The sequence below is a fragment of the Glutamicibacter sp. genome, from assembly GCF_035257265.1.
Taxonomy (GTDB): domain Bacteria; phylum Actinomycetota; class Actinomycetes; order Actinomycetales; family Micrococcaceae; genus Glutamicibacter.
The window spans coordinates 72,906-98,609 of record NZ_DATEXC010000012.1; the positions used below are offsets into that span (position 1 = coordinate 72,906).

Annotated in this window: 25 protein-coding genes; 11 read left to right on the top strand and 14 right to left on the bottom strand. The window is 55.6% G+C overall.

The window, feature by feature from the left end:
• Positions 1–7: 7 nt before the first annotated feature.
• From VJ369_RS01165 to VJ369_RS01180, 4 genes are all read left to right on the top strand, one after another.
• Positions 8–694 carry a GntR family transcriptional regulator gene (locus VJ369_RS01165; protein ID WP_414652601.1) on the top strand — a complete coding sequence of 229 codons (687 nt, stop codon included), beginning with the start codon at positions 8–10 and terminating at the stop codon, positions 692–694.
• A 7-nt stretch (positions 695–701) separates the two neighbouring features.
• The gene (locus VJ369_RS01170; protein ID WP_324090327.1) at positions 702–1,145 is read left to right on the top strand and encodes an HD domain-containing protein; all 444 of its coding nucleotides are present in this window, start codon (positions 702–704) and stop codon (positions 1,143–1,145) included.
• A 104-nt stretch (positions 1,146–1,249) separates the two neighbouring features.
• A complete protein-coding gene (locus VJ369_RS01175; RefSeq protein WP_324090328.1) occupies positions 1,250–1,645 on the top strand; it encodes a Clp protease N-terminal domain-containing protein in 396 nt (131 codons plus the stop codon).
• Positions 1,646–1,868: 223 nt separating this feature from the next.
• Positions 1,869–2,879: an adenosine deaminase gene (locus VJ369_RS01180; RefSeq protein ID WP_324090329.1), complete on the top strand. Its 1,011-nt coding sequence runs from the start codon at positions 1,869–1,871 to the stop codon at positions 2,877–2,879.
• A gap of 78 nt (positions 2,880–2,957) precedes the next feature.
• On the opposite strand, the gene VJ369_RS01185 is transcribed toward VJ369_RS01180, so the two are convergent.
• The 6 genes from VJ369_RS01185 to VJ369_RS01210 form a co-directional block, all read right to left on the bottom strand.
• Entirely contained in the window at positions 2,958–3,764 is an 807-nt protein-coding gene (locus VJ369_RS01185; protein WP_324090330.1) for a putative hydro-lyase, read from the bottom strand.
• Positions 3,765–3,790: 26 nt separating this feature from the next.
• Positions 3,791–5,008 (bottom strand): NRAMP family divalent metal transporter, encoded by a 1,218-nt coding sequence (locus VJ369_RS01190; RefSeq protein WP_324090331.1) that lies wholly within the window; start codon positions 5,006–5,008, stop codon positions 3,791–3,793.
• A 246-nt stretch (positions 5,009–5,254) separates the two neighbouring features.
• The gene (gene ykgO / locus VJ369_RS01195; RefSeq protein ID WP_324090332.1) at positions 5,255–5,377 is read right to left on the bottom strand and encodes a type B 50S ribosomal protein L36; all 123 of its coding nucleotides are present in this window, start codon (positions 5,375–5,377) and stop codon (positions 5,255–5,257) included.
• On the bottom strand, positions 5,374–6,477 hold the full coding sequence (locus VJ369_RS01200; protein WP_324090333.1) for a GTP-binding protein: 1,104 nt from the start codon (positions 6,475–6,477) through the stop codon (positions 5,374–5,376). The genes ykgO and VJ369_RS01200 overlap by 4 nt, the downstream gene beginning before the upstream one ends.
• A 124-nt stretch (positions 6,478–6,601) precedes the next feature.
• Entirely contained in the window at positions 6,602–8,272 is a 1,671-nt protein-coding gene (gene purH / locus VJ369_RS01205) for a bifunctional phosphoribosylaminoimidazolecarboxamide formyltransferase/IMP cyclohydrolase (RefSeq protein ID WP_324090334.1), read from the bottom strand.
• Positions 8,273–8,374: 102 nt separating this feature from the next.
• The gene (locus VJ369_RS01210; RefSeq protein ID WP_324090335.1) at positions 8,375–9,130 is read right to left on the bottom strand and encodes a DUF4303 domain-containing protein; all 756 of its coding nucleotides are present in this window, start codon (positions 9,128–9,130) and stop codon (positions 8,375–8,377) included.
• 149 nt (positions 9,131–9,279) lie between these two features.
• Between VJ369_RS01210 and VJ369_RS01215 the strand changes: the two genes are divergently transcribed.
• Both VJ369_RS01215 and VJ369_RS01220 read left to right on the top strand, forming a co-directional pair.
• Positions 9,280–10,617, top strand: coding sequence for an MFS transporter (locus VJ369_RS01215; protein WP_324090336.1), 1,338 nt, complete (start codon positions 9,280–9,282; stop codon positions 10,615–10,617).
• 51 nt (positions 10,618–10,668) lie between these two features.
• Positions 10,669–11,160: a hypothetical protein gene (locus VJ369_RS01220; protein ID WP_324090337.1), complete on the top strand. Its 492-nt coding sequence runs from the start codon at positions 10,669–10,671 to the stop codon at positions 11,158–11,160.
• On the opposite strand, the gene VJ369_RS01225 is transcribed toward VJ369_RS01220, so the two are convergent.
• Positions 11,143–12,057: an N-acetylglucosamine kinase gene (locus tag VJ369_RS01225; RefSeq protein ID WP_324090338.1), complete on the bottom strand. Its 915-nt coding sequence runs from the start codon at positions 12,055–12,057 to the stop codon at positions 11,143–11,145. The genes VJ369_RS01220 and VJ369_RS01225 overlap by 18 nt on opposite strands.
• A 217-nt stretch (positions 12,058–12,274) precedes the next feature.
• Here VJ369_RS01225 and VJ369_RS01230 point away from each other — a divergent pair, with 217 nt between their 5' ends.
• On the top strand, positions 12,275–15,289 hold the full coding sequence (locus VJ369_RS01230) for an alpha-mannosidase (protein WP_324090339.1): 3,015 nt from the start codon (positions 12,275–12,277) through the stop codon (positions 15,287–15,289).
• A 76-nt stretch (positions 15,290–15,365) separates the two neighbouring features.
• On the opposite strand, the gene VJ369_RS01235 is transcribed toward VJ369_RS01230, so the two are convergent.
• Positions 15,366–16,880 (bottom strand): SDR family NAD(P)-dependent oxidoreductase, encoded by a 1,515-nt coding sequence (locus VJ369_RS01235; RefSeq protein ID WP_324090340.1) that lies wholly within the window; start codon positions 16,878–16,880, stop codon positions 15,366–15,368.
• A 33-nt stretch (positions 16,881–16,913) separates the two neighbouring features.
• A complete protein-coding gene (purN, locus tag VJ369_RS01240; RefSeq protein WP_324090341.1) occupies positions 16,914–17,483 on the bottom strand; it encodes a phosphoribosylglycinamide formyltransferase in 570 nt (189 codons plus the stop codon).
• A gap of 128 nt (positions 17,484–17,611) precedes the next feature.
• Here purN and VJ369_RS01245 point away from each other — a divergent pair, with 128 nt between their 5' ends.
• Entirely contained in the window at positions 17,612–18,133 is a 522-nt protein-coding gene (locus VJ369_RS01245; protein WP_324090342.1) for a DinB family protein, read from the top strand.
• A gap of 110 nt (positions 18,134–18,243) precedes the next feature.
• A complete protein-coding gene (locus VJ369_RS01250; protein ID WP_324090343.1) occupies positions 18,244–18,879 on the top strand; it encodes a hypothetical protein in 636 nt (211 codons plus the stop codon).
• Positions 18,880–18,904: 25 nt separating this feature from the next.
• Here the strand turns inward: VJ369_RS01250 and VJ369_RS01255 are convergent, their stop codons facing one another.
• From VJ369_RS01255 to VJ369_RS01270, 4 genes are all read right to left on the bottom strand, one after another.
• Entirely contained in the window at positions 18,905–20,236 is a 1,332-nt protein-coding gene (locus tag VJ369_RS01255) for a DUF6350 family protein (RefSeq protein WP_324090344.1), read from the bottom strand.
• Between the two features lie 60 nt (positions 20,237–20,296).
• The gene (locus VJ369_RS01260; RefSeq protein ID WP_324090345.1) at positions 20,297–21,106 is read right to left on the bottom strand and encodes an HpcH/HpaI aldolase/citrate lyase family protein; all 810 of its coding nucleotides are present in this window, start codon (positions 21,104–21,106) and stop codon (positions 20,297–20,299) included.
• Entirely contained in the window at positions 21,091–21,876 is a 786-nt protein-coding gene (gene hpaH, locus VJ369_RS01265; RefSeq protein ID WP_324090346.1) for a 2-oxo-hept-4-ene-1,7-dioate hydratase, read from the bottom strand. Before hpaH ends, VJ369_RS01260 begins: the two co-directional genes overlap by 16 nt.
• A 155-nt stretch (positions 21,877–22,031) precedes the next feature.
• Positions 22,032–22,718, bottom strand: a complete 687-nt coding sequence (locus VJ369_RS01270) for a CE1759 family FMN reductase (RefSeq protein WP_324090347.1) — start codon at positions 22,716–22,718, stop codon at positions 22,032–22,034.
• A 149-nt stretch (positions 22,719–22,867) separates the two neighbouring features.
• On the opposite strand from VJ369_RS01270, the gene kynA reads away from it, so the two are divergent.
• On the top strand, positions 22,868–23,737 hold the full coding sequence (kynA, locus tag VJ369_RS01275) for a tryptophan 2,3-dioxygenase (RefSeq protein ID WP_324090348.1): 870 nt from the start codon (positions 22,868–22,870) through the stop codon (positions 23,735–23,737).
• Positions 23,724–24,563 carry a PaaX family transcriptional regulator C-terminal domain-containing protein gene (locus VJ369_RS01280; RefSeq protein WP_324090349.1) on the top strand — a complete coding sequence of 280 codons (840 nt, stop codon included), beginning with the start codon at positions 23,724–23,726 and terminating at the stop codon, positions 24,561–24,563. The genes kynA and VJ369_RS01280 overlap by 14 nt, the downstream gene beginning before the upstream one ends.
• A 20-nt stretch (positions 24,564–24,583) precedes the next feature.
• On the opposite strand, the gene VJ369_RS01285 is transcribed toward VJ369_RS01280, so the two are convergent.
• Positions 24,584–25,384: a CoA transferase gene (locus VJ369_RS01285; RefSeq protein ID WP_324090350.1), complete on the bottom strand. Its 801-nt coding sequence runs from the start codon at positions 25,382–25,384 to the stop codon at positions 24,584–24,586.
• Positions 25,385–25,704: the final 320 nt, after the last annotated feature.

Below are 25,704 nucleotides of genomic sequence, written 5' to 3' on the forward strand. Positions count from 1 at the left end.
TAGGGGGATGAACGTGAGCGAGATTTACACTTCGATTCCGTTAGGCGACGGGTCCACCCATGCGCATACCAGCACTTGGGTGGCCTCGACCTTGCGCCAAGAAATCGCTGAAGGGCGTTTGCTCCCCGGTTCCAAGCTCTCCGAACAAGCTTTGTCCAGCGCACTGGGGGTCTCGCGTAATACGTTGCGTGAAGGATTCACGCTGTTAGACAGTGACCTGATTATTTCGCGCATTCCGAATCGCGGGGTGTTCGTCGCTTCCCCAGATGCGGCGGATATCAGGGAAATCTACGCGGTTCGCCGAACTATCGAGCCAGCCGCGTTGGCTTGGGGTCCCAAGTTAGATGTAGATGAGCTAGCGCGGATCATTGGGCAGGCCCGTGCCGCCGCTGATGCTGAAAATATTACCCTCATGGCAGACGCCAATCAGCAATTTCACGAAACAATAGTACGTGCTACCGGAAGTGCTCACCTGCTCGAGTTGATGAGCCGGGTACTGGCGAAAATGCGTCTGGTGTTCCATGCGATGAGCGATGCACCGGACTTTCACTCACACTACGTCTCACGAAACGGCGCCTTGGTTGACCTGCTGGGCGCCGGGCAACGGATGGAAGCTGCCGATACTTTGCAGGTTTATTTGAATACTGCTGAGGCCGAACTCTTAGAACACTACGAGTCCTCGCAACCGCGCTAGGAGCACCATGCCTGATCCTTCAATGCCCTTCATCGCTGAAGCCATTGCTCGCCGTGCCCATCGGGGCCAAGTAGACAAGTCCGGAGCAGACTATATTACCCATCCCGCACGCGTGGCAGCGAAGGTTCATGACCAAGGCGGTACCGATGCTGCTGTTGCTACCGCTTGGCTTCATGATGTGATCGAAGACTGCGAGGTTACTGCTTCGGATCTCCTGGCCGCTGGAGTCTCCCAGAACGTCATCATGGCAGTCGATTCAGTGACTAAGCGTCAGGGCGAAAACGTCGAAGACTACTGCGCGCGGGTCCGCGCAAATCCCATAGGATTGCTCGTCAAGCATGCAGATCTTGCCGACAATACATCCCCTGAACGCACCGCACGCTTAGCCGTGGGGACCCGGGAACGGTTGGCGAAAAAGTACAGCTATGTACGATCACTCCTTGCACTTTAGTCAGCTATTCGCTTCACAATGCGCGTAGCATCAGAGCATGGAGTCCTAGAGGACGTGAAGACATATTTGAGAAGTTCACCGAACCGGCACGTTTGGTACTTGTATTGGCTCAGCAAGCGGCCACCGAACACAACGAAGGCCAGCTGGGCACCGAGCATCTCCTGATAGCTTTGCACCGCGAAGGGCACGGAGTAGCTGCCCAAGCCCTACAGGCCCTCGACATTTCTTCCGACAAGATCCTCTCGAAGCTGCAAACGGTGCCAAGGATCAATTCGGTTGAACCGGGCGACGAAGTCCGGCTAACCGCGCGTGCCAAAAAGCTCCTTCGCCTTTCGTTACGCGAAGCCAAGGAGCTTGGTCATGGACTAGTAGATACCGAGCATCTGCTTTTGGCATTGCTCCGCGTGAGTGACGGACTGGCATCACAATGTCTGAAGGATCTCGGCGTAAGTCCACATCAATTACGTCAGCGAATCATTATGATTCTGTCAGGCGTCTAATATAGGCCTCTTCAAGTCCATGGTTTCTTCCTGAAACGGTGAGGAGTACCGCTTCATAATGTAACTGGTCCTGATCAATCACACGGGTATCGTTAAATCAGACTGATGGCGACCTCGATTCGTTTCCCACCTCGAAGCGTGGCCATCTTGTGCCAATAATTCATCGCACCAAAACGCACCAGACCCAGGAATCCAAAACTGTGATTCCTTGGAAGGATCTTTCGTGAAATTGCCCCTTGCTGAATTACACATCCATTTGGAAGGCTCTCTGGAACCGGAGACAATTTTCGCTCTGGCCTCCAAGAATGGCATCGATCTGCCCTATGAGTCCATCGAGGAACTACGCGCACACTACGAATTTAATAACCTGCAGTCGTTCCTCGATCTTTTCTACGCCAATATGGCAGTACTGCGCACCAGCGAAGATTTCAAAGTGATCACGGCCGCGTATCTGAAACGTGCGCACGAGTCCGGGGTGCGGCATGTGGAACTATTTTTTGACCCGCAGGCACACATTGAACGTGGCCTTTCGCTGTTCGAGGCCATTTCAGGGATACGTGCTGGGCTTGAAGAGGCCGAGCAGCAATGGGGTATTACCCATAAACTAATCGCCTGCTTCTGGCGTCATGCTCCGGCTGCTTCAGCCATGGAAATCCTGAAAATGATTGTCGCCGAGAATCATGACATCGACGGGATCGGCTTAGACTCCTCCGAGCTCGGATTCCCGCCAGAGCTCTTCGAAGAGGTCTTCAGCTACGCACGCGAGCACGGACTGCATGTAGTGGCCCATGCCGGCGAAGAAGGCCCAGCCGATTACATCCGCCAAGCGCTAGACCTCTTGAAGGTTGAGCGTGTCGACCACGGTATCCGCTGCATGGACGATCCTGAGTTGGTGGCTCGCTTAGTCACAGAGCAGATGCCACTGACCGTATGCCCATTTTCTAATGTTCGTTTGCGCGCGGTGGACACCTTGGCCGAACACCCGTTGCCACAGATGCTCAAAGCAGGTTTGAAGGTTTCCTTGCACTCCGATGACCCGGCCTACTTTGGTGGCTATTTAGACGCCAATATTTCTGCGGTGACCGAACAGTTCGGGCTGACTGCCGGCGATCTGGCAACGCTGGCCCGAAACTCCTTTGAAGGCTCATTTCTTAATGAGGCCGCTAAGAACTCTCGTATAGCTGAAGTGGACGCCTGGTTGGCCCTGCAGCTAGGTACTGCGCGCGGGGCCTAAGGGATTAAATTAGAAGTGCCGCGATTCCTTGGGGGTGGAATCGCGGCACTGGACTCAATCAGTTGCTAGTACTTGGGGTTACGGCACCTGATATTTCGAGTCCCTGGCGTCGGTGATTAGCATATGCCCGGGGGCATGTCCGATCGCCAGCGTAGGACGGGATTCCATGACAGCGGCCTGTGGGGACACGCCGCATGCCCAAAAAACTGGAATCGTTCCGTCCGGCATAGAGGGGGCATCGCCGAAGTCTGGTTTTCCCAGATCCGTAATGCCGATTTCTTCCGGGTTCCCCACATGAACAGGAGCCCCATGAACCGCTGGATAGCGGGAGGTAATGCGTACCGCGTCGGCCACCTGAGCAGCCGGAATCGGACGCATTGAGACCACCATCGGTCCAGTTAGGCTCCCGGCCGAGGCGCTGCGGATGCTGGTCTTATACATAGGCACGTTAGTACCGTGGTCGATGTGGGCAATGCTGATGCCATTTTCGATAAGTGCCGCTTCGAAGGTGAAGGAGCACCCGACAATGAATGTCACCAGATCATCTCGCCAGTATTCGCTAAGATCGGTTGGCTCGGCGACTTTTTCGCCGTTCTCATAGACGGTGTACCTAGGCAGGTCCGTGCGGATGTCACCGTCGACTAGCAGCTCGCTACTTGTCTGGCCTGCTTCAAGAACTCCCAGAATAGGGCATGATTTGGGATTGCGCTGGGCAAAGAGGAGAACATCAAATGCTAGGTCTTGCGGAACAATGATCAGGTTAGCTTGTGCGTAGCCGGCACTGTAGCCAGCTGTTGGTACGCTCAGACCTGCTCGGAATAGCTCGCGTGCTTCCTTAGGTGTCAGTCCTGCTCGTGTGCTGCGCGCTGGTTGTTCAAGCTTCATGATGTCCTCCTCGAGTTAGTTGGCACTTAGGCCCAGAGCTTGGCTAGGCCAGTCAGTGACATCCACCCAAGGTAGATGGTCAGCACCCAGGTCAATGCACCAACGATCAGTAGCCATGCGGGGTATTTGTAGTTGTCCAGTAGGTCGCGGCGACGCCAGGCAACCCAGAGGAGAACCGCAAACCCAACGGGCAGGATCAGTCCATTGAAGGCGCCGGCGAAGATCAGCAGGGTTTGCGGAGCCTGCCCTAGGAGCAAGTAGATTACGGCGCACACTGCGATGAACGCGACGGTGATCAGGTTGCGAGTGCGTTCGTTAGTCGTTGACTTGGTGACGAAGGATACCGAGGTGTATGCAGCACCGATAACCGATGTCAGCGCAGCAGACCAGAGAATCACGCCGAAGGTGCGGATGCCGATTTCTCCGGCGGCCGCTCCGAATGCTTCTGCTGCTTTGTTATCGCTGGTCAAGGCGACGCCACCGGCGACTACACCGAAGATCGCGAGAAACAACAGCACTCGCATGACACCGGTGATGATGATGCTGACTACCGAGGTACGGCTGACTGCTTTGACGTGCTCGACACCGGAGGTGCCCGAATCGATCATGCGGTGCGCTCCGGCGTAAGTGATGTAACCGCCCACGGTTCCACCGATCAGCGTGGTGATGACCAAGAAGTCAATGTTTTCAGGCATCACGGTGTTCTTCAATGCTTCACCAACAGGTGGTGCGGCAACGATTGCTACGTAAAGCATCAACAAGATCATCAATGCTCCAAGGAGCACTACAATCCGGTCCAGCGCCATTCCGGCTTTTTTAGACAAGAAGACGAGAACAGCGATAAGCGCCGAGATCGCGCCACCGATTTTCGCGTCTACGCCCAACATCGCGTTCAGGCCAAGGCCGGTACCGGCGATGTTTCCGATATTGAAGACCACACCCCCGATAAAGACCAGGGCGGCAAGGAACCATCCAATGCCTGGAAGTACCTTGTTTCCCAGTTCCTGGGCACGCATTCCGGAGACGCCAATAACACGCCAGACGTTGAGCTGGACTGCGATATCTACCAAGATCGATACAACAATCGCGAAGGCGAAAGAAGCACCGAGTTTGACCGTAAATTCCGACGTCTGAGTGATGAAACCCGGCCCAATGGCACTTGTGGCCATGAGGAACATTGCCCCCATAAGGGCGGTCCGCCGAGCCTTCGCGCTCATCTGCGGCTTTATCTCTGAATCTGCCATGGTTCCATCCATAACTATCGGTGGTGATTGCGGTCACCTTCGCGAGTGATGACTAGTACATTACAGGTTGTTGAACAATCCACGCAAGGGGTTGTTGAACAATCCTTTTTGGAATAGCGCGAAGCAAGCATTTGACTTGAACCTACGTATCAAAAACAATCGCACAAGAATCGTTTAAAAACGACACCTCGGAACTCAAAAGCACATTTTCTGGCTTTCGAGAACCGAGGTGTTGCCCTGATAAATTTAGCCCTGGCGAGCCTTCATCCGTGGATTCTTCTTATTTATCACAAATACCCTGCCGCGGCGGCGGACCACTTGAGCGCCGGGCATCTTTTTCAGCGCCCGGATCGAATTCCTAACTTTCATTCATTTTCACCTCGTTTCCATGCATTCTGCTGTTGCTGCTCGGGATCCAATGCAGCCGAAGCGCCATGCAGAGCCAAGAGCTGCCCATCGCTGAGTTCACAAGGTTCCAGCAGTGCCCTCACCTCGGCTTCGCAGTGCTCCGAACCGGTCAATTCAAGGTGGGTGCAGGCAATATCACTTTCCCAGGCGCCGGTTGATTCCAACCAGATGCGGGGTCCGGCCCCAGTGAGAGCCACACGCACACCGGGACAATTGGCCATCCAGAGAGTCCCCCGAATACACATGCATGTAGCTGCAAGATCCGGCAGTACCTCACGGAACCGATCGGCATCTAGCGGCCGTTCCACCTTAACGAGGATTTTTGTATCATCCGCCTCCGGGGCGCCAGAGCCTTGCTGAAAGTGGCCGGGGCGCGATCTGCGAAGCGCTTCGTCACGGTCATAGGCACCCAACGCGACCTCTCCCTGCGAGTACGTGAGCGTGGCGTGCGGCGCCAGTTCGCGTATTAGCTTCATTCCATGCCTGAATTGCCCGCCGGAGGAATTCAAGTTCCCGGCGGATTCACCTAGTAGTTCGACACTCAATCCTTCGACGAACAACAGGCTGTCAGCCAGCGCAATTTCGCGGATCAGGAACTCTCCCGCAGTGCGCTCATCATTGGCCATCGCGGTAAATCCCGATTCCCACAAGTTCCTGCGGTCCCAGAACTGGTCTTCCACGGCGGCGGGATCCAGAGCCAGAACAACATGGTCGATCGCAACCCCGCGCCCTTGGAGCTCGGAGCTCACGATGTCCAAGACTTGACCGCTATGCCAAGTAGCCGGCAACGCCTGAATGATCACCGCATCTTCGTTCTGAGGCAACAGGCGCAATAGGGTCGGAAGGATTTCAAATCGGACCGCGCAGCCGACGCATCCATGTTCGAGCACGGATTCGGCGCGTTCACTGGCGTTGGAGCTTCCTTCCACCCGGCGCAGTACACGATTTCCCTCGAGGAGATCGTGGCTGATCACCAGCGCCTCAGGGTATTCGTTCAGCAGGCGGCGGACCGCGGCATCTCGGCAGTGAACTTCTAAGGAGGAGACAAAAATAAGCTTCATAGCACTAGAGCTTACATGAGAATGATTCTCAATATCAGTAATACGTAGCCTGTGTTAAAAGACGACGGGCCGCTCAAGTCATCAAATAGAGATAACTTGAGCGGCCCGTGGGGCGTCGAATTTCTTAGTGGAAGAAGTGGCGTGCGCCGGTGAAGTACATGGTGATGCCGGCCGCGTTAGCGGCGGCAATTACTTCCTCGTCGCGAACCGATCCACCTGGCTGCACGACTGCCGTAACACCGGCATCCAAGAGGATCTGCAGGCCGTCGGCAAATGGGAAGAACGCATCCGAGGCTGCGACGGCTCCCTGGCTGCGCTGTTCAGACTGAGCACCGTCAACGTTTTCTGCGCCACCGGCTGCATCTGCACCCGATTCAATCTTCACCCCGAGGGTGTTCGCTCGTTCGACCGCAAGCTTGCACGAATCCACGCGGTTAACCTGGCCCATGCCAATACCAACGGCTGCGCCGTCCTTAGCGATCAGAATTGCGTTGGACTTCGCTGCGCGCACCGCACGCCAGGCAAAGGCCAAGTCTGCCAAGGTTTTTTCATCCGCTGCCGCACCGGCTGCAAGAGTCCAGTTGGCCACGTCGTCACCGGCTGCGGTGATCTGATCCCCGGCCTGTACCAGCATGCCGCCGGAAACCTGGCGGAATTCGTTGACATTCCGTGCGTAACCTTCTGGCAGGGCCAGCAGTCGGATATTCTTCTTAGCCGAAAGGATTTCCACGGCTTCCGGCTCGAAGTTAGGCGCGATAACAACCTCGGTGAAGATGCCCTTGACGGTTTCTGCCATTGCCTTGGTGACGGTGCGGTTGGCAGCGATAACGCCGCCAAAGGCCGAAACCGGGTCGGTGGCATGTGCCTTGGCGTGCGCGTCGGCAATTGGATCTACGGCGTCAGGGGAAGCCACCGCGACACCACAGGGGTTCGCGTGCTTGATGACAGCGACCGCTGGCTGCTCAAAATCAAAAGCTGCACGCAATGCCGCATCGGCATCCACGTAGTTGTTGTAGCTCATTGGCTTGCCGTGCAGCTGGTCAGCCTGTGCAATGCCGGCAGGAGCTGCCTCGTCAACATACAGGGCTGCTTGCTGGTGTGGGTTTTCTCCGTAGCGCAGCACCTCGGCGCGCTGTAACGCAACGCCGGAGTAAGCTGGCCAATCGATCACGCCGTCGCCGTCTTCATCCAAGAACTGGCTGGCGGTCCATGATGCCACCGCGGTGTCATAAGCTGCGGTGTGCGCGTAAGCCTTAGCGGCGAGACGCTGGCGGGTCTTCAGATCGAAGCCGCCTTCTGCGGCTGCCTCGACGACCTGCGAGTAGAACGATGGGTCAACCACGATGGAGACCGCTGCGTGATTCTTTGCAGCCGAGCGGACCATGGCTGGACCGCCGATATCGATCTGCTCAACTACTTCGTCCTGGCTGGCACCCGAGGCGACGGTCTGTACGAAGGGGTAGAGGTTCACCACGACCAGATCAATCTGCTCGATGTCCATGGAGGACAGGGTGTCCATGTGCTCGCTCACGCGGCGGTCGGCAAGAATGCCACCATGGATGCGTGGGTGCAAGGTCTTCACCCGGCCATCGAGCATTTCCGGGGAGCCGGTAACCTGCTCTACTTCGGTGACTGGAATTCCTGCTGCCGCGATCTTCTTCGCGGTCGAACCGGTGGAGACTAACTGCACGCCAGCTTTGTGCAACCCAGCGGCCAGTTCCTCCAGGCCAGTCTTGTCATACACGGAAATCAACGCGCGGCGAATGGCTACACGGTCCAAGACGGTCTTACTCACGAAAATGCTCTCCCGGCGGTGAGATGAAAAGGGGCGGGCGGCCATAGACCGCCGCACCTATTCTAGCGCTGGAAGCTAAAGACTGAGCAGTTCATGTCGGCACTATTGAACTGGCTGTTCAAGCTGCGGAAAGTGCTCATCAAGTTGTTGTGGGGTCAGACAGAGTTCCAGGAGTTTTTCTGCATGATCATCATCGGCAACGTAGGCAACCAGATCCACCTTGGTGCGTTCATTCAACTCTTCACGAATCGAATGAGCCACGGCAACGAGGGTGTGATAGTAACGTTTGATCGTAGCCTCCCACCCCTCTTGCGTGGCTTGCTCGGTCATTGCATCAGACCAGATTTGTGCCGCCGGATCTTGGCACAACTCGATGGAAGACCAATGCCAATCGCTTGGCTCCCACTTATCCGAGTAGAAACTGTCGTTGTCTTCGGCTTCGAGATCCGCTTCGATAGCTTCTAAGACCTGATCAAGGTCTTCGGTGTCTTCATCACTATCGTCTGCTGGTTGTTCGGACTCCTCATCCTGATCATTGTCGGAGTCCATGAGTTCTTCTCCGCGCAGGTGTTCCTCGCTTTGCGCATCCGGACGGTCCTCGTAGTCGGCATCTTCATCGAGGTCTTCGCCGCGCTCCACGAGAAGCTCGCGTGACTCGCTTTGCCGGTCCCGTTCGAGTGCTTCCACAGAATTGAGCGCCAGCAGCGGCATAGAGATATTTTCGCTCTCTGTGGTGCTGACCCCGTGAAGGGCGATGGCATAAAAATTCTGCTCCGGGTGCTCAGCAATCACTTCTGCAGCGTGTCGAAGGGCAGCCACCCGTATTGCCTCTTCGAGAGCGGTCCAATCTACTCCCATGACCAGAGAATACTCCCATATGCCTTGTCATAACAGGCCTTGACGAAGCTACTGAATAAGCGTAATGAGGTGCGTGGGGCTCAAGGTTTCGGTATGCTTCGTGGCGAACGTGCCACACTTTGTGAGGCCCCTAGGAAAGGCTACTCAAGGTGCCAACTGCCACGATTCCCTCCGGTACGCAAGTAGTGCAGGAGCTCCCCTTCAAATGGAAAGTCCAGGGAACCATCTTCATCATCGGTGGCTTAGGTTTCATGTTTGATGCGTGGGATGTAACCCTCAACGGCGCGCTGATTCCATTGGTAGCCGCCGAGTGGGGCTTGGATCGACCCACCGCTGCGTTGCTGGGGACCTCCAATCTGGTAGGTATGGCCATTGGTGCTTTCCTCTGGGGAGGAATTGCAGATAAGTATGGAAGAAAGAACGCTTTCTCGCTGACCCTGCTGATGTTTTCGGTGTTTACCGTATTCGGTGCGCTCTCTCCGAACTTTGGATTTTTTGTCGCATTCCGCTTCCTCGCTGGGGTTGGCTTGGGCGGCTGCATTCCGGTGGATTATGCCTTAGTCGGTGAATTCACTCCCTCGAAACTGCGCGGACGTGTACTGACCGCCATGGATGGGTGGTGGCCCATCGGCGCCGCACTGTCATTCTTTGTTTCCGGCTGGGTGATGGCCACTGCGGAGAACTGGCGACTTATCCTTGCCGTGATGATTCTTCCGGCGTTCATGGTGTTCTTGGTGCGTCTCAAAATGCCCGAATCCCCCTTGTTTCTCGCCGCGAAGGGACGCGAGACCGAAGCGCGAGAGGTCATCGATGATTTGGTTCGACGTACCGGAGCGACGCCGAGGGACTACGCCATCGAAGCTGCACCCGCGGGCAGAGGCCCACGCTGGTGGGAGCAAGTAGTTGAATTGTGGCGTTATTCGGCCAAGCTCACTGCTACCAGCTGGCTGCTATTTATCACTGTATTACTGGTCTACTACCTCGCTTTGACCTGGTTGCCTACCATTCTGACCGAGGCAGGCATGGCGCAGTCCGCATCCTTCTTCGCTACTGCGGTGATGGCGCTCATGGGTCTGCTTGGTGTGGTGATCGCAGCGCTGCTGGTAGAGCGAGTGGGACGTAAGTGGTTGCTTGGTATTTCGGCTCCCCTTTCGGGTTTGATACTTGTTGTGGTGGCACGCAGTCTTGATGCACCAGCCACCGCGGTGGCTTGGATTCTTGTCTTTGGTGTCGTCGTGCAAATTGCCATACCGGTGCTCTATGCCTACGTTTCGGAGCTCTACCCCACCGAACTGAGAGCTAGCGGCTTTGGTTGGGCTTCGACGATGTCGCGTTTTGCCGCTGGTTTTGGACCTCTACTCTTTGCGGCCCTGTGGCCAATCGTGGGACTGCCGTGGCTCTTCGCGGGGGCCACCGTGCTGGTCATCGTGGCCATGTTGGTGATGGCGCGATTCGCTCCGGAAACGCGTGGACTTCAACTGGACTAGCTGTGCTGAAAACCGGAGAAATCTTTGGACCGCCTTGGTCTAGGTAAAGCTATGCAGATGCCCAAACTTCTTGAAAGCAGGGTCGGCATACGCGGATTTTGCGCCGGCGTGGCGCTGCAAGGCATGCTGAGCGCTGGGCTGACTTCTTGTCTAGGGACGCCACGCACTTCCACTGCCTGCATGCCGCCAGATTATTCTGTAGCTCCGAACAGTGCCGCACGTGGTGAAACAGTGCGCGTTACTGCTCCCGAAGCTACTTGCAATCCACGTTATGGTCAGGATGCACAGGTAGAAATCACCGTGACCGAAGCGCACGGAAAAGATGTTATTCACCTGATCGTCCCGATGGAAGACACAGGGAAATTCAGTTCCACGTTTGTGGTCCCCTCTGGCACATCAGCCGGTGATGCCTCCGTTGTTGCTGTCCCTTATGGTGTGGATTGGTGTGATGATACGGGGAGAAACAACAGAGTCGCTGGTGCGTTACAGGTCGTTCGCACCTCATGCGTCCTACCGAGCGAGCCTTTAGGCATTGCCGATTAGTCCGGCCAGGAACGCTACACCGTAAACCGGTCTTTGATCCAAGAATCGTAGGTCGTGGAATCCTGCGGAGCTTAGTTCCGCGCGTAGACGCTGCTGATAGATCCCCTGGTGTTCAATCACTCCCCCGCCCAGCACAATTGGTCCGGTAAGTTCTAGCTGTTTGGCGACCTCACCGATGCTTTTCACGACGTAAGTGACGGCGCGTGCAAGAATTTCTTCTGCTGCTGCATCTCCCGCAGTAATGGCGTCAAAAACTACCGAGGCGCATCGTGCCCAGTATTCGCGAGTGGTTTGCCCTTGAAAGAGCGCAATGAGTTCTTCGGGATGCTTGCAACCGCAGTGCTCTAGAAGCGCAGAGGTCAGTACCGAACACTGCTTTCCGCGGTTAAACTCATCCAAAGCGTGGCGCACCGCTTCACGCCCAAACCAGTATCCTGCACCTTCATCACCTAAAAGATATCCCCAACCGCCGTAGCGCGCGGTTTGCTCGTCAGAGTTCACACCCCAAATTGCCGAGCCGGTACCGAGGATCACTGCAATTCCAGTCTTTGCGTAACCAGCGGCAAGGATCAGCCTCGTATCGTGCACGATACGCACCTCAGCTTTCGGAGCAAACTGTTCGATCAGCCCGCTCAGTGCCAGTTCATCGGCGGCCGTATCTATTCCTCCCGAGCCGGCAATGACCAAATCAACCGGTTCATCACCGAGCGCAGTGAATGCTTCGCGCAGCGCTTGTTCGGCTTGATCGACGCTCACATTTTGTACATTTGCGCTGCCGGTTCGAGCTTCGGCCACCACTTGAGCCCCTAGGTAACGCACCGCCTGGGTTTTAGTCCCGCCGATATCCAACGCGACTAAGCGCAGGGCTGCCGAAAGGGCGGTATTCGTTGATTCCATGAAGTCTTCTACCGCCAATTCGTGAATATCCTTGTTTGGTCTTATCTTGGCACACTTGCTTCATTGCCAGAGCAGGAAATATCGATACTTATCGGATACCTGATTTTCTCAAACCGGGCACGTGAGAGTGCGGTGGACACTGTATACAGCAACTTATTAGATAGTCTGAAAGCAAGCTTATTCTTCTCAAGGAACATCGTTTCCGCGAAAGGCATTCATGCATGATGACATCTCTCTGACCACCGGACGCGTCAAGCGCGTGCTCGATGAACGTATCCGTCCTATGGTCTACTCGGATTCAATTCCCTTAGAGGTGTCATGGCATGAGCTTGCCGGCGAACCAATCCCGGCGATAGAAGGCATTGCACTGGATTACACAGAGACTCCGGTCGGTACCCAATGGGGTGCGGCCTGGGGTACTACGTGGTTTAAATTACGCGGCCAGGTTCCCAAACACTGGGCAGGACGCCGTGTAGAAGCCGTCATTGATCTCGGATTTGATATTAATATGAGCGGGTTTCAATGCGAAGGGCTCATCTATCGTCCCGACGGCATCACTATCAAAGCGTTGAACCCACGCAACCAATGGGTGCCGGTAAGCGAGAGCGCCGAGGGTGGGGAGCAACTGGAGCTTTTCCTCGAGGCAGCTTCTAACCCGGTACTTCTTGACTACCATCCTTTCCTTCCCACGGAACAGGGTGACATTCTCACCTCGTCTCCGCGCAAGCTCTACACTATTCGTCGCATGGATCTGGCTGTCTTCGAGCCAGTAGTCCACGACCTGGTGCTTGACCTTGAAGTCCTGTTGGATCTGCAAGCTCAGTTGCCTGAGGGACCACGCCGTATGCAGATTCTGCAGGCACTGGATAACTCGATGGATGTGCTGGATTTGCAGCATATTGTCCTGACCGCTCAGGCCGCGCGCGACCAGCTAGTTCAGGTACTGGCAGCACCGGCAGAACATAGTGCCCATAAAATTTCGGCTATCGGCCATTCGCATATCGATTCGGCTTGGCTCTGGCCACTGCGTGAAACCATTCGAAAGGTCTCTCGGACCTGCTCGTCCATGGTAGAACTGCTAGATTACGATGAGGAATTCATCTATGGCATGTCGAGCGCGCAACAGTACGCTTGGCTCAAGGAACACCGCCCCGAGGTCTGGGAACGGGTGAAGCAGGCAGTAGCCGACGGACGTTTCCTCCCCTTGGGTGGAATGTGGGTGGAATCTGACACCGTGATGCCCTCTGGCGAATCATTGGTACGACAGTTCCTCTACGGCCAGAAATTCTTCCGCGACGAATTCGGCATCACTTCGGCAGGTGTCTGGTTACCGGATTCCTTCGGCTATTCTCCGGCATTGCCACAACTCATGCGCCGGGCTGGATTCGAATGGTTCTTCACGCAGAAAATTTCTTGGAACCAGCAGAACAAGTTCCCCCACCACAGCTTCCTCTGGGAAGGAATTGATGGCTCACGGATATTCAGCCACTTCCCGTCCATGGATACCTATAATTCCCAGCTCTCCGGCGAAGAAGTTGCTAAAGCTTCCCGCCAGTTCCGTGAAGCCCGCGTGACCAACAATTCAATCGCGCCAGTTGGTTGGGGAGATGGCGGAGGTGGGACCACCCGCGAAATGACAGGCAAGGCCCGCCGTCTGGCGAACCTTGAAGGCAGCGCCACGGTGAAGTGGGAGCATCCAAATGACTTCTTCGACCGCGCGCAGCAAGAAATGCCGTCTCCACCGGTGTGGGTCGGTGAGCTTTATCTGGAACTTCACCGCGCGACTCTCACCAGTCAGCATCAAACCAAACAGGGAAACCGCCGCACCGAGCAACTACTCGTTGAAGCGGAACTGTGGGCTGCGACGGCCAGCATTTATGCAGGAACTCAGTACCCTTATGAGCAGATCGATTCGCTGTGGCAAACAGTTCTGCTGCATCAGTTCCATGACATCCTTCCGGGCACCTCGATCGCCTGGGTGCACCGTGAGGTTGTAGCGCGCTATGCGGAAGTTATCGAACAAGCTGAGGCACTGATTGCCGCGTCTCAGCAGGCGCTTGCCGGTACCGGGTCTAAACCGCTGACCTTCAACGCAGCTCCATATGAACGCTCCGGGCTTTCTTTTGGTGCGGCCGGCGAAGTCGAAACCACCACGGGCGATGCAGTTCACGCGGTCGGGCAAAACAACGGATACCTACTCGAAAATTCGCTCGTACGCATTTTTGTGACCTCCGAAGGATTGATCACCTCAGCGGTAGATTTGTCTACCGGACGCGATGCTATCGCGCAGGGACAAGAAGCAAACCTACTGCAGCTGCATCAGGACTTCCCGAATATGTGGGACGCCTGGGATGTAGATAAGTACTACCGCAACCAGGTCACCGATTTGCGTGAGCTTGAGTCGATTCAGCTTTCCCAAGAATCCGACGGAAGCGCAAAGTTGAGCATTGTGCGGAGCTTCTCCAAGTCCAAGGTGGTGCAGGAACTAGTGCTGGCCCCAGGGTCACGCACGCTGCAGATCACGCAGAGCACCGACTGGCATGAGGCGGAGAAATTCCTTAAGGTCGCCTTCCCGTTGGATATTCGTGCAGAGCACACCATCGCAGAGACCCAGTTTGGATATCACCAACGCGTCACACATGTAAACACCAGTTGGGAAGCTGCGAAGTTCGAAACCTCCATGCATCGTTTTGTACTTGCACAGGAGCCAGGCTTCGGTGCAGCTCTGATCAACGATTCAATTTACGGTTTTGATGTCACCCGCGATTCCACCGAAGCCGGGATCTCAACGACGTTGAGGCTATCGCTACTGCGCGCTCCACGATTCCCAGATCCACATACCGACCAAGGTCTTCAGACTCACCGTTATGGGATGGTCATTGGCGCCGATATCGCTTCGGCCACCGAAGCGGGTGCGTTGCTAAATAGCGCAGAGCGTGTCATTAGCGGAGCTCAGAGCGTAGACCCACTGGTGCGCCTCGAAGGTGCAGGTCTCGTGGTGTCCAGCGTGAAGCTGGCTTCGGATCAGTCCGGAGACTTAGTAGTGCGCGTATACGAGTCACTCGGACGCAGAGCGCGCGGAACCCTGAAGATCAATACGCAGTTCACCGCTGTAAACACGGTGACGCTGCTAGAAGACCCGTTGGCAGATGAAACAACTGAGGTAGTAGATAACGCCGTTCAACTGGTCTTAGGCGCCTTCGAGGTACGAACCGTGCGATTTAAACTTTAGGTTCATTCACTAGGACAGGAGGGGTCCAGCCGTCGGCTGGATCCTTCCTGTCTTAGTCAGTTTGGTCGAGTCTTACTCACCACGGGGACGGTTCGTAATCCTTAAGAAAACAGCCGTACAGATCAATACCGCGTTCGCCATCAACTATCGGCTGGTACACACGTGCCGCACCATCGATCAAATCCAACGGCGCATGCCACCCTTCGGCCACCATCCGGACCTTTGAATCGTGGGGACGCTCATCGGTGATCCACCCGGTGTCCACGGCAGACATCAAAATCCGATCAGTCTGCAGCATTTCTTCCGCGCTCGTGCGGGTGAGCATATTGAGCGAAGCTTTGGCCATGTTGGTATGCGGGTGACCAGCGCCCTTATACCGACGGGAAAACTGCCCCTCCATAGCGGAGACATTCACAATATATTTACGGTGCGCATCCGAAGCCGCTAGTGCCGGACGCAGCCGGGAGGCCAGCAAGAAGGGAGCGGTTACATTACACAACTGCACTTCGAGCATCTCCAGGGCATCCACACTTCCAAGGATCTGGGTCCAAGAGTTTTCGGTGACCACATCGGGGACCAAACCACCAGCATCAATGGCAGTTCCAGCGCTAATACGTTCTAGGCTTGCTGACCCAGCGGTCATGGCAGCTTCGGCGAGCGCTTGCGCGTCATAGCGCGAATTCTCCGCTACCGCGAGCAGTGCAGAGTCTTCGAGTCCTAGGGCACTGGCCAGCGCCTTGGGATGCTCGGCCGGTGGGTTGGCTTCGCCCCAAATTTCGGGGCCGCCTTCGGAAAACTCAAGTTCTGCCGGTAATTGCTGAGCTTCTGCTTCGATCAGGTGCTGATAGGAGTTCGAGGTGCGGCGCACCGTTTGAGCGGCGTTGTTGATCAGGATGTCCAGTGCCCCCTCGGCCGCAACTCGGTCAGCCAGCGAAATCACCTGGGCGGGGTCACGTAGATCAATACCAACGATCCGCAGCCGGTGGATCCAGTGGGCAGCGTCTTCCACCGCCGCAAAGCGTCGGGCGGCGTCTCGGGGAAAGCGGGTAGTGATGGTCGTATGCGCGCCATCACGTAAGAGGCGAAGCGCAATGTGCATGCCAATTTTTGCTCGCCCACCGGTTAGTAGCGCACGTTTGCCGCTGAGGTCTGCCCTTGCGTCCCTACGTTCCCGGCCTGCTGCCGCACACTCGGGACACAGATAGTGGTGGAAGGCATCAACTGTGGTGTACCGCTTCTTACAGATATAACATCCGCGCGGTCGTAGGTACTCCCCGGCGGTAAGTTCTTCGGTACCGGAGCTCAGATCAAGGCCGAGTGTTTCGTCATCCAGACGTTGCGGGGAGCCAGTGGCGGTTCGTTCAATGGCTGCCCGGTCTGCCGCGGTGATCTCCGCGCGCTTCTGCGACTTCCGGTAACGTTTAGCTGCCTTGAACATATTGCTCGTGGCGCGGCGCACGGCGATATGCCGCTCGTCTTCGCTGGGAAGTTGATGCACGGTCCCCAGCACTTTCAGCGCCGTCGTCAATTCGGCGTCGGTGAAGAGGGGCTCGTTGCCAGCCGGTTCGGCCAAGTCTGAATGTTCGCTCATATCGCCATCCATTCTACGTTGGCCTACGGTGAGCTATTTGTTCCGAGCCAAGTCTCCCAGGGTGGCAATGAGCAGTCGGCGTTCAACCACTTTGATGCGCTCATGCAAGGTTTCTTCGGTGTCCTCATCGAGAACTGCCACTGGTTCTTGCCGCAGAATCGGGCCGGTGTCCACCCCTGCATCGGCAATGTGCACCGTGCACCCGGTGACTTTAACACCGTAGGCAAGCGCGTCGCGCACACCGTGCGCACCTGGGAACGAGGGAAGCAATGCCGGATGAGTGTTGATATAGGTACCGTCGAATGCGTTGATGAACTCTTCGCCCACAATTCGCATAAAGCCCGAGGAAACCACATAGTCAGGCTGATATGACTGGCATTTTTGAGTTAATGCGTGGTTCCATTCGGCACGGTCTTCGTAGTCTTTGAAATTGACCACAAATGTTTCGATGCCGGCGGCTTCGGAACGTTCTACACCGTAGGTCCCATGCTTGTCAGCACCAACCGCTGCGATCTGGACATCAGCTAATTCATTGCTGGCGACGGCGTCGATAACCGACTGAAGATTCGAACCAGTTCCAGAGACAAGTACAACAATGCGCATGCTAGCCATTCTACGGTTCGCAGTGCGCTCACTTTGCATACCGCCCGGCAGGTGAAGTAACAGTGCTCACACACGCCAATTCACTGCGCCTAGACTGTGCTTAAGAGCAACCAGCATAGGAGCTTGCCATGACCGAGATCATCCCAGATGGGAAGAACTGGACCTTCGTTCTGCAATCTATCTGCACCCAATGCCATCATGATGTGCGTGAGGTTACCCCTGCACGGGTGATTGAGCAGCTACCCCAGTTCGTAGACCGCTTTTTACTTGCTTTACACCGTCCGCAAGCAAGAGTTCGGACAGACCCTGCGCGCTGGAGTGATCAGGAGTATGTAGTTCATGTCGCCGACATGTTAGTGACGATGATCGAACGCCTGAAGCTGATGACTAGCCAAGATGATCCGACCTTCCCTGATTGGGATCAGGATCAAGCCGCCGAAAAAGGTCAGTACAACGATCTGGATACCGATACAGCTGCCACCCGGTTGCGAACTTCTGCGTCGCTTTACATTCAGAATTTGGCAGCAATTGATCCGACTGACTATGGCCGCCAAGGATTGCGCTCAAATGGAGCGACATTTACCGTCGCAACCCTCAACCAATATGCCTGGCACGACGTATTGCACCATATATGGGACTTGCAGGCATAGAGATTTACTAGGTCATATTTATTTCATTCGATATTTTGGTTCGGCGATTCCCGGTGTTTAGACTTCTAGTTAGGCACCCGAGCCATCGCCGATCAAGGAACTGAAAAAATATGAAGATTCGACACAGCACTAAGATCTTTGCGTTATCACTCACCGGCCTCATGATGGTTTCCGGGTGTTCTAGCGAGGATTCTAGAGTCGAAGAATCACAGTCTTCAACTTCCGCGGCCGAGCTCATGCCGCGACTCGTTGATGAAGCGACAGACAAAGATCAGCTTCCCGACGGATTTGAAGCCAGTGGCACCTACGTGGTGGACTCGCTTCGTCACCTTGCCAGTTCGGGATATGGAGAGCATTTTGTGGCGGAGGGTGAAGCCGGTGAGTTGTGCCTGCTAACGGTCGCAGCGCCCAAAGAACAAGGCGATTACCCCGAGATTGCTTCGTCTACCTGCCCGCCTGTTCAGCACGTGTTGGACAACGGCATTCTGTTGGAAGTCACCGGGGGTGAATCAAGCTTTGATGTTGTCAGCTACTTGCTGCCACCAGATATTTCCGAGCAGAGCGCTACCGAAGCTATTAGGGAGCTGGTCCCTGACAATCACAGCGATCTACGCCCTCCGATCGAGATCATCTCCGCGGATTCAGCGGTCTTGCTCGTGATGACTTCGCAAACTTCCCAGCAACTGGGCGAGTTTCAGCTCCCGCGGGCCAACGGTGATTCGTTGACATTACGTCCCATCCGTTAGCGCTTCGCCCCACACGTAAGCGCAGTTAGCCTTCGAGTACTGGATCGGTTTCGAATAGCGGAGCCACTAGATAGCCAATAGCTGTACCCAGTCCGATTTGCAACGCTAAGGCGCCGGCCGTGACCCACATATGTGGCCCTAGCTCGGTCAGCCTTCCTATGGCTAACGAACCAGATGACAGCCACGAACCGGCTAGGCTCACCAGACCTGCAGCGATTCCGGTGAACACTGCGAGGCACAGTGTCGAGACGCCCAGCGAAAGAATGTTGAAGGGGATGCGGCGGGCAAACCAATCCTCAAGGTGATTTTCACCCACGCGGAGGAAGTACCAACCGGCAACGATTCCAGCGATCACCGGCAATAACAGGAATAGCCATTGATTTCCTGCCTCACCCGATGGCAATGCGGCGAATAGTGGCATCGAAGGTAGTGGACCCACGGTCGTTTCGAGTGTTGAAAGGGTACTGCCAGTCCCAATGCTGAATCCGCCGCCGCTGATCCAAGAAAGTACCCAGAAAACCGCGTTCGGGATGAGTCCGAGCTGCAGTAACGTGAGCGCGAAAGATCCGATAGGCCCTGGGCGCAGCTCTTGGTAAATATTTGCGACATCGGCCCAATGCAGGCCAACGGTGATGCTCATGAGAATTCCGGATATGGCTACCGCGGCCATATATCCAATAAACCCTGCCACGATCACGTGCCACACATAGGTTCCGGCCCATCTGCGGTGCGGGGAAATACGTGAAATATGCGCCGCGACGTCCACACCGATCAGCCTGCCCCAAGAGCCTGCTTCACGGCGTGCACCAAAAATCAGTCCAACAAAAGCGATGATCAAAGGGATAAACGTGGCCGATATGAGGTTCGCCTTGGCGTAGGAATTACTAGCCAAAAATGCGACTCCGGTGCCGATAGCTCCGTAGGTGATAAATGCTCCGGCCAAGCCTTGCCAAAGCTGGTCGGTGTAGGACGCTCTAGCAATGCGCCGGCCAGCACGCCAACAAAAGATAAAGGGTAATAGGCTCAAGCCCAAAGGCAGCAACGTTAGCAAACCTGAAACCGCGCTCGGGTCCGCTTCCGGACCGAGGTTTAGCACTTCAAGTGGCACCCCATGAATGAGCAACCAGAGCAACCCACCAAATTGCAGGATCGTCTCAAATGAATTTTCGAGGAATCCGCCGCTGAAATACACCGCCACCAGAGGCACGGTTAACAGTGCCATGCAGAAAACGATGGACTGTACAATTTCGAACACACCCTGCAGGGCAAGAGGCATTGGCCATCCGTTGCGTAGACGCAACATCACGGCTTTCATGGGTTTCTTTTCGCGGCTCATCATCTTCAATGGTGCCACCATTGGCGTCGCCCGTTGAGAATCGACGCGCAACGGTGGCACATCACCTCACCGAGGCAGGTATCAGTAGCTCGCCGGGGCGGAGCCTTGCGACTCACCTTTAAAACTGGCTGCGAGTGCCTCGGTAGCTCGAGCCAACAGTGCAACATCGGCACCGACACCCACGTAGTCGGCACCGGCTTCGATGTACTTGCGTGCACTGGCTTGATCAAAAGCATTAACGCCTGCGTATTTCCCGGCAGACTTTGCGGCTTGAATCGATTTCATTACCCCAGCGACCACGTCTGGGTGACCTTGTTGCCCAATAACCCCCATGGAGGCGGCAAGATCTGACGGGCCGATAAAGATCCCGTCAATCCCTTCAGTGGCCACGATTTCGGCGACATTGCTTACAGCCTCAGCTGATTCGATCTGCACCATCACGGTGATTGTCTCCGACGCGCGGGTGAGGTAGTCCGGTATGCGGTTCCAGCGGGCCGAACGAGCCAACGCTGAACCGACACCGCGGACGCCCAGTGGCGGGTAATTGCAGGCCGCTACCGCCGCTGCGGCTTGCTGTGCGTCATTAACCATCGGGATTATTAGTGATTGCACACCAAGATCTAAGAACTGCTTGATAATCACCGGATCATTTACCGGAGGGCGAACCACAGGAATTGTAGGGTAACCGCGGACCGCTTGGAGCTGCGCCAGGACATTTTGCAGATCGTTTGGCGAGTGTTCAGCATCAATGAAGAGCCAGTCAAAGCCGGCACCCGCACAGATTTCTGCATTCAATGCCGAGGCAGAGCAAACCCAAATGCCAGTTAAAGCATGGTCAGCACCGCTCAAGGCGTCTTTCAGTGATGGGTCTGGCTCTACTCGAAATGACATGTCACTGTTCCCATCGGTCCGTAGTCGGCGAAGACTGTGTCATTTTCATTGACCCACATAGGCCGGGTGAATGAACCGGCCAAGATGATCTCTCCGGCTTTGAGCTTGTCGCCGTGCGGGGCGATCTTGTTAGCCAGCCAGTACACACCGGCTGCCGGATGGTTAAGCACACCTGCGGCTACGCCGGTTTCTTCCACCGTCTGGTTCTTGAACAGGATTCCCGAGACCCAACGCAGGTCGATGGCATCAGGCTTCATAGGATTTCCACCCATGACCATCGCACCCATGGCTGCGTTGTCGCTAATGGTATCGACGATGGTGCGCCCTTCCATTTCCACGCGAGCATCGAGGATTTCTAAGGCTGGAATGACGTATTCTGTGGCTTCAAGTACATCAAAAATATTGGCGTTCGGCCCCTCGATGTCCTTCTTCAGCTTGAAGGCAAGTTCCATCTCGACGCGTGCACCGGTAAAGTCAGACCATTTAAAACTCGCGCCCGAGTCGTAGAGCATGTCATCGAAGATGATCCCGTAATCCGGTTCGGTAATACCTGTAGCCATCTGCATGGCCCGCGAGGTCAACCCGATTTTGCGTCCTACAAGTTTGCGGCCGGCGGCTTCCGAGCGCTGCCGCCAGAGGTTCTGGACACGGTAAGAATCCTCCACCGTCATCTCTGGGTAGCGCGCAGTTAGTCGCTGAACCGGAGTGCGAGTGGCTCCTGCTTCGACAAGTTCATCGGCAATCGCCGTGATAGTTTCCTCGGATAGCATCGACGGCTACACCTTTCGCTTTCGAGTTACATCTACGTGAGCACCCTGGATGATGTAGCTCACAAGGAATAATGCTATCGAGCTTCAAGGCTTCTGGCACATCGTACTAACATTCGCACCCCTGATAATTAGCGCGGTAATGCCAAATCCATGCTTTAGCTGCTGCTTCCTTGCACGCTTGCTAGCAAGGCTTCAAAAGGAAGAGTTGTCAGCGGATCGTTGGGATTAGCTGTATCACTGACCGATGGCGCAATCGAACGCGTATCACCTAAATCGCTATCTGCCTGCAGGGTTCCCGCATCGGCCGACAAAGCTAAAACGACTTCGCGAGCCGCGCGACGAGTTCTCTCGGACAAGGTTCCGGCAAGCCCTTGGCCGCCAAAGTCTTCGGAGGCAGCAAATACGGTGGTCGGCATAACCTGGGTGCGCAAATAGGAGAAAATCGGCCGCATGGCGTAATCAACGGCGAGCTGATGACGCTGCGAACCAGCCGTTGCGGCTAACACCACTGGCTTCGCTTCCAAGGACCGCGGATCCAGGATATCGATAAAGGATTTGAACAGTCCCGACACTGAAGCCGAGAAGACCGGAGTGACGGCCACCAAGACATCCGAGGCGACCACCGCATCGACAATCTTCTGTAACTGCGGAGGCGCGAAGCCGGTGAGCATGTTGTTTACGATGTCATGCGCGTACTCGCGCAGTTCGACGTTAAGCACGTCAGCTTGGACGCCAGCAGAGGCAAGTTCAGAAGCGACGCTTTCGCCAATCTGACGCCCCAGAAGTGAAGTGCTCGAAGGGTTACCCAGACCACCGGAGATGACCACGATTGACTTGCTCATTTTCCATCCTCAATTCAAATTTATATGCGTATGCATGTAATAACGAGGGTATCGCAGAATCTATTCCAAAATCGTTGAAAGTTTGCGAACTCACATTCACAGATTTTCAGTATTGTGACGCTCGCCAAGAAATTGATATGATCTAGTTCATGAGCAACGAACAAGCTAAGCCCGTAAATCAGCGCGACATCGAGTCCGGCGTCCGTACCGATTTCCGAAATGCCATGTCATACGGAAGCTACCTGGATCTGGAACGAATTCTTTCCGCACAGCATCCGGTAAGCGTTCCAGAGCATCACGATGAAATGCTGTTCATCATCCAGCACCAAACCAGCGAGCTCTGGCTCAAGTTGATGCTGCATGAAATGCTCGAAGCACGCCGGCTCATCGAGGCCGATGACCTAAGCAAAGCGCTCAAGTGCCTCGCCCGCGTCAAGCACATTCAGAAAACCTTGACCGAGCAATGGTCCGTGCTGGCCACACTGACGCCGCGCGAATATGCACAGTTCCGCGGGTTCCTTGGCTCATCATCAGGTTTCCAGTCATTCCAGTACCGAGCGGTGGAATTCATCCTCGGCAACAAGCACGAAGGAATGCTCAAAGTGCACGAGGCAGATCCACAGGCCCATGCGACACTCACACAGCTATTGCACGAGCCGACACTGTACGACGCGTTCTTAGCCGCGCTCTCCCGCCAGGGATATAAAATTCCTGCCGAGGTCCTCGAACGCGACGTTACTAAACCCTGGGAATACCAGGAATCCCTCATCCCGGTATTCAAGGAAATCTACGAGTCTGAAGATACCGCGTGGAGCCTCTATCAAGCCTGCGAAGATTTGGTTGATGTCGAAGACAACTTCCAGGCTTGGCGCTTCCGCCATATGCGCGTGGTGCAACGAACCATTGGTTTCAAAACAGGTACTGGAGGCTCCTCCGGCGTGAGTTTCCTCAAGAGAGCCCTGGATCTGACATTCTTCCCAGAACTATTTGCGGTGCGCACCGAAATTGGCGCCAGCTAACTCTCTGGCCGCGTTCGCCCTCGACGATTTTGAGTCGCGCTTTGGTAGCGCAGCGTCGGTGGTGCGAACCATCGCCGGCCTATATCTTCGCCACCAGAGCGTGTCTATCCCCCGGCCTCGAGTTATCGAGCTAGCCTGCGCGGCAGGAATTTCCTCTCCCGCAGCACAAACTGCCACCTCTCGGCTGATCGACCGTGGACTGCTAGAAACGGTGCAATCGGGCGAGCTGACGGTCACCGCTCCCGCCAAGTCGATGTTTGCCCGTGGCAACAGACGGATCTTTACACCACGGCACATGTCAAACGAAGACCGATGGGTGTTAGTTGCCTTCTCGGTGCCTGAGTCGCTGCGTGCACTGCGCCATCAGCTACGCAAACATTTCATTCAGCTCGGTGGCGGACTGGTCTCGGCAGGCCTTTGGGTCTTTCCCGAATATCTTCATGCCGAAGTATTAGAGGTGCTCAATGCGCTCCAGGCTCGAATGTACGCGACGCTTTTTGTTACTCAAACTCCTCAGTACCCTGGGGATGCCCAACAAGCCGCAGCACAGTGGTGGGACTTAGCAAAGATCTCGAAGCTGCATCATGCATTCCTTGCAGCAACCGCAGGACTCGACGCCACCCCAGCTGACGAGCACCTCGCCTACCGAAGCTACGTCATTCTCATCGATGCGTGGCGCGCTATACCTTACCTAGACCCCGGGCTTCCCGAAACGATGCTTCCGGAGCGCTGGCCCGGACAGGAAAGCCGACAGCGTTTCTTGGAAATATCAGGAGCCTGCCAGGGCCAGGCGCAGAGCTACGCTTCCCTACTATTAGGTCGCTAACTGAACGTAGCGAACTTGGCTTATGACCAGGCTGGGGCGTTGGCACCGTACGGCGGCGGCGGTGCCAAATGGTCCATTGCAACTCCCGACGCACGAAATGGTGGCGGTACGTAGTTCAGAGTTCCAAAAGTACTGCCCATGGTCCGCAGAATAGGCTTCTGCAGGCGTTCAAGTGGAGCCTCCGTGACGGGTAGATCAAGCAAGCTTGCGGCGGTGCGGGCCAGCGAAAAGCGCACATGCCCAGTTCGCCCTTGGACACGTCGGGCATCAGCTAAGGCGATGATGGCTGCAGCCAACCCATATCCAACTGAATGGTCCAACGCTTGCACCGGCAAAGCTCCCGGCTCCCCATTGGCATCCTGGTAAATTTCGGCGATCCCGGAGACGGCTTGGACGATACTGTCGAATCCCCGATTAAACGCGTAGGGGCCCCCATACCCCCAGGCACAAAGCTCCCCAATGATAAGGTCGGGATACCTTTCGCGCAGCAAATGTGCGTTTAGCCCAAAGGCATCCAATGCTCCTGGCCGATAGCCGAGCAATACTACATCAGCGTCTGCAAGCAGGCGCTGGATCTCTCGGAGCTGGTGTACCTCGCGCAGGTCTGCCGCAATGCTCTTCTTACCGAACCCCGTCACAATATATTGACCGTTGAGTTCGGGCATGTGCGGCGGGTCTATCCGGAGCACATCGGCGCCCCACAAGGCCAGGGTACGCGACGCTGTCGGGCCGGCGATGACGCGAGTAAAGTCTAGAACGCGCAGCCCTCGAAGCGGTTGAGCTGGGTCAGCAGAGTACGTCCAGGGTCGTCTTTGGGTCACTTCGCTCATTGTGAAGTCCGCCCAGGGGCCGCGCGACGCGCTTTTTCCCATCTCAGTATTGTTCCATTGCTCGCTTGAGCGAACGCTGGTGGCGATTGCGCCATATCCAGTTATATCTGCCGCCGCATCTTCAGCCGACCGGGTTAGAAGGTACTCCGATAAATTCTCGGTTGTTTCAAAATTTAGCGCTCGATGCAATGCGCGCTGATGATGTTCATAGTTAGCATGAGTGCGTATCCACCCATCACGAGTGCGAAAAAATCTGGAGTTCGCCCCGAACGACGGTACTTGCCGACCATCAACTCTCAGATGCTCAGATG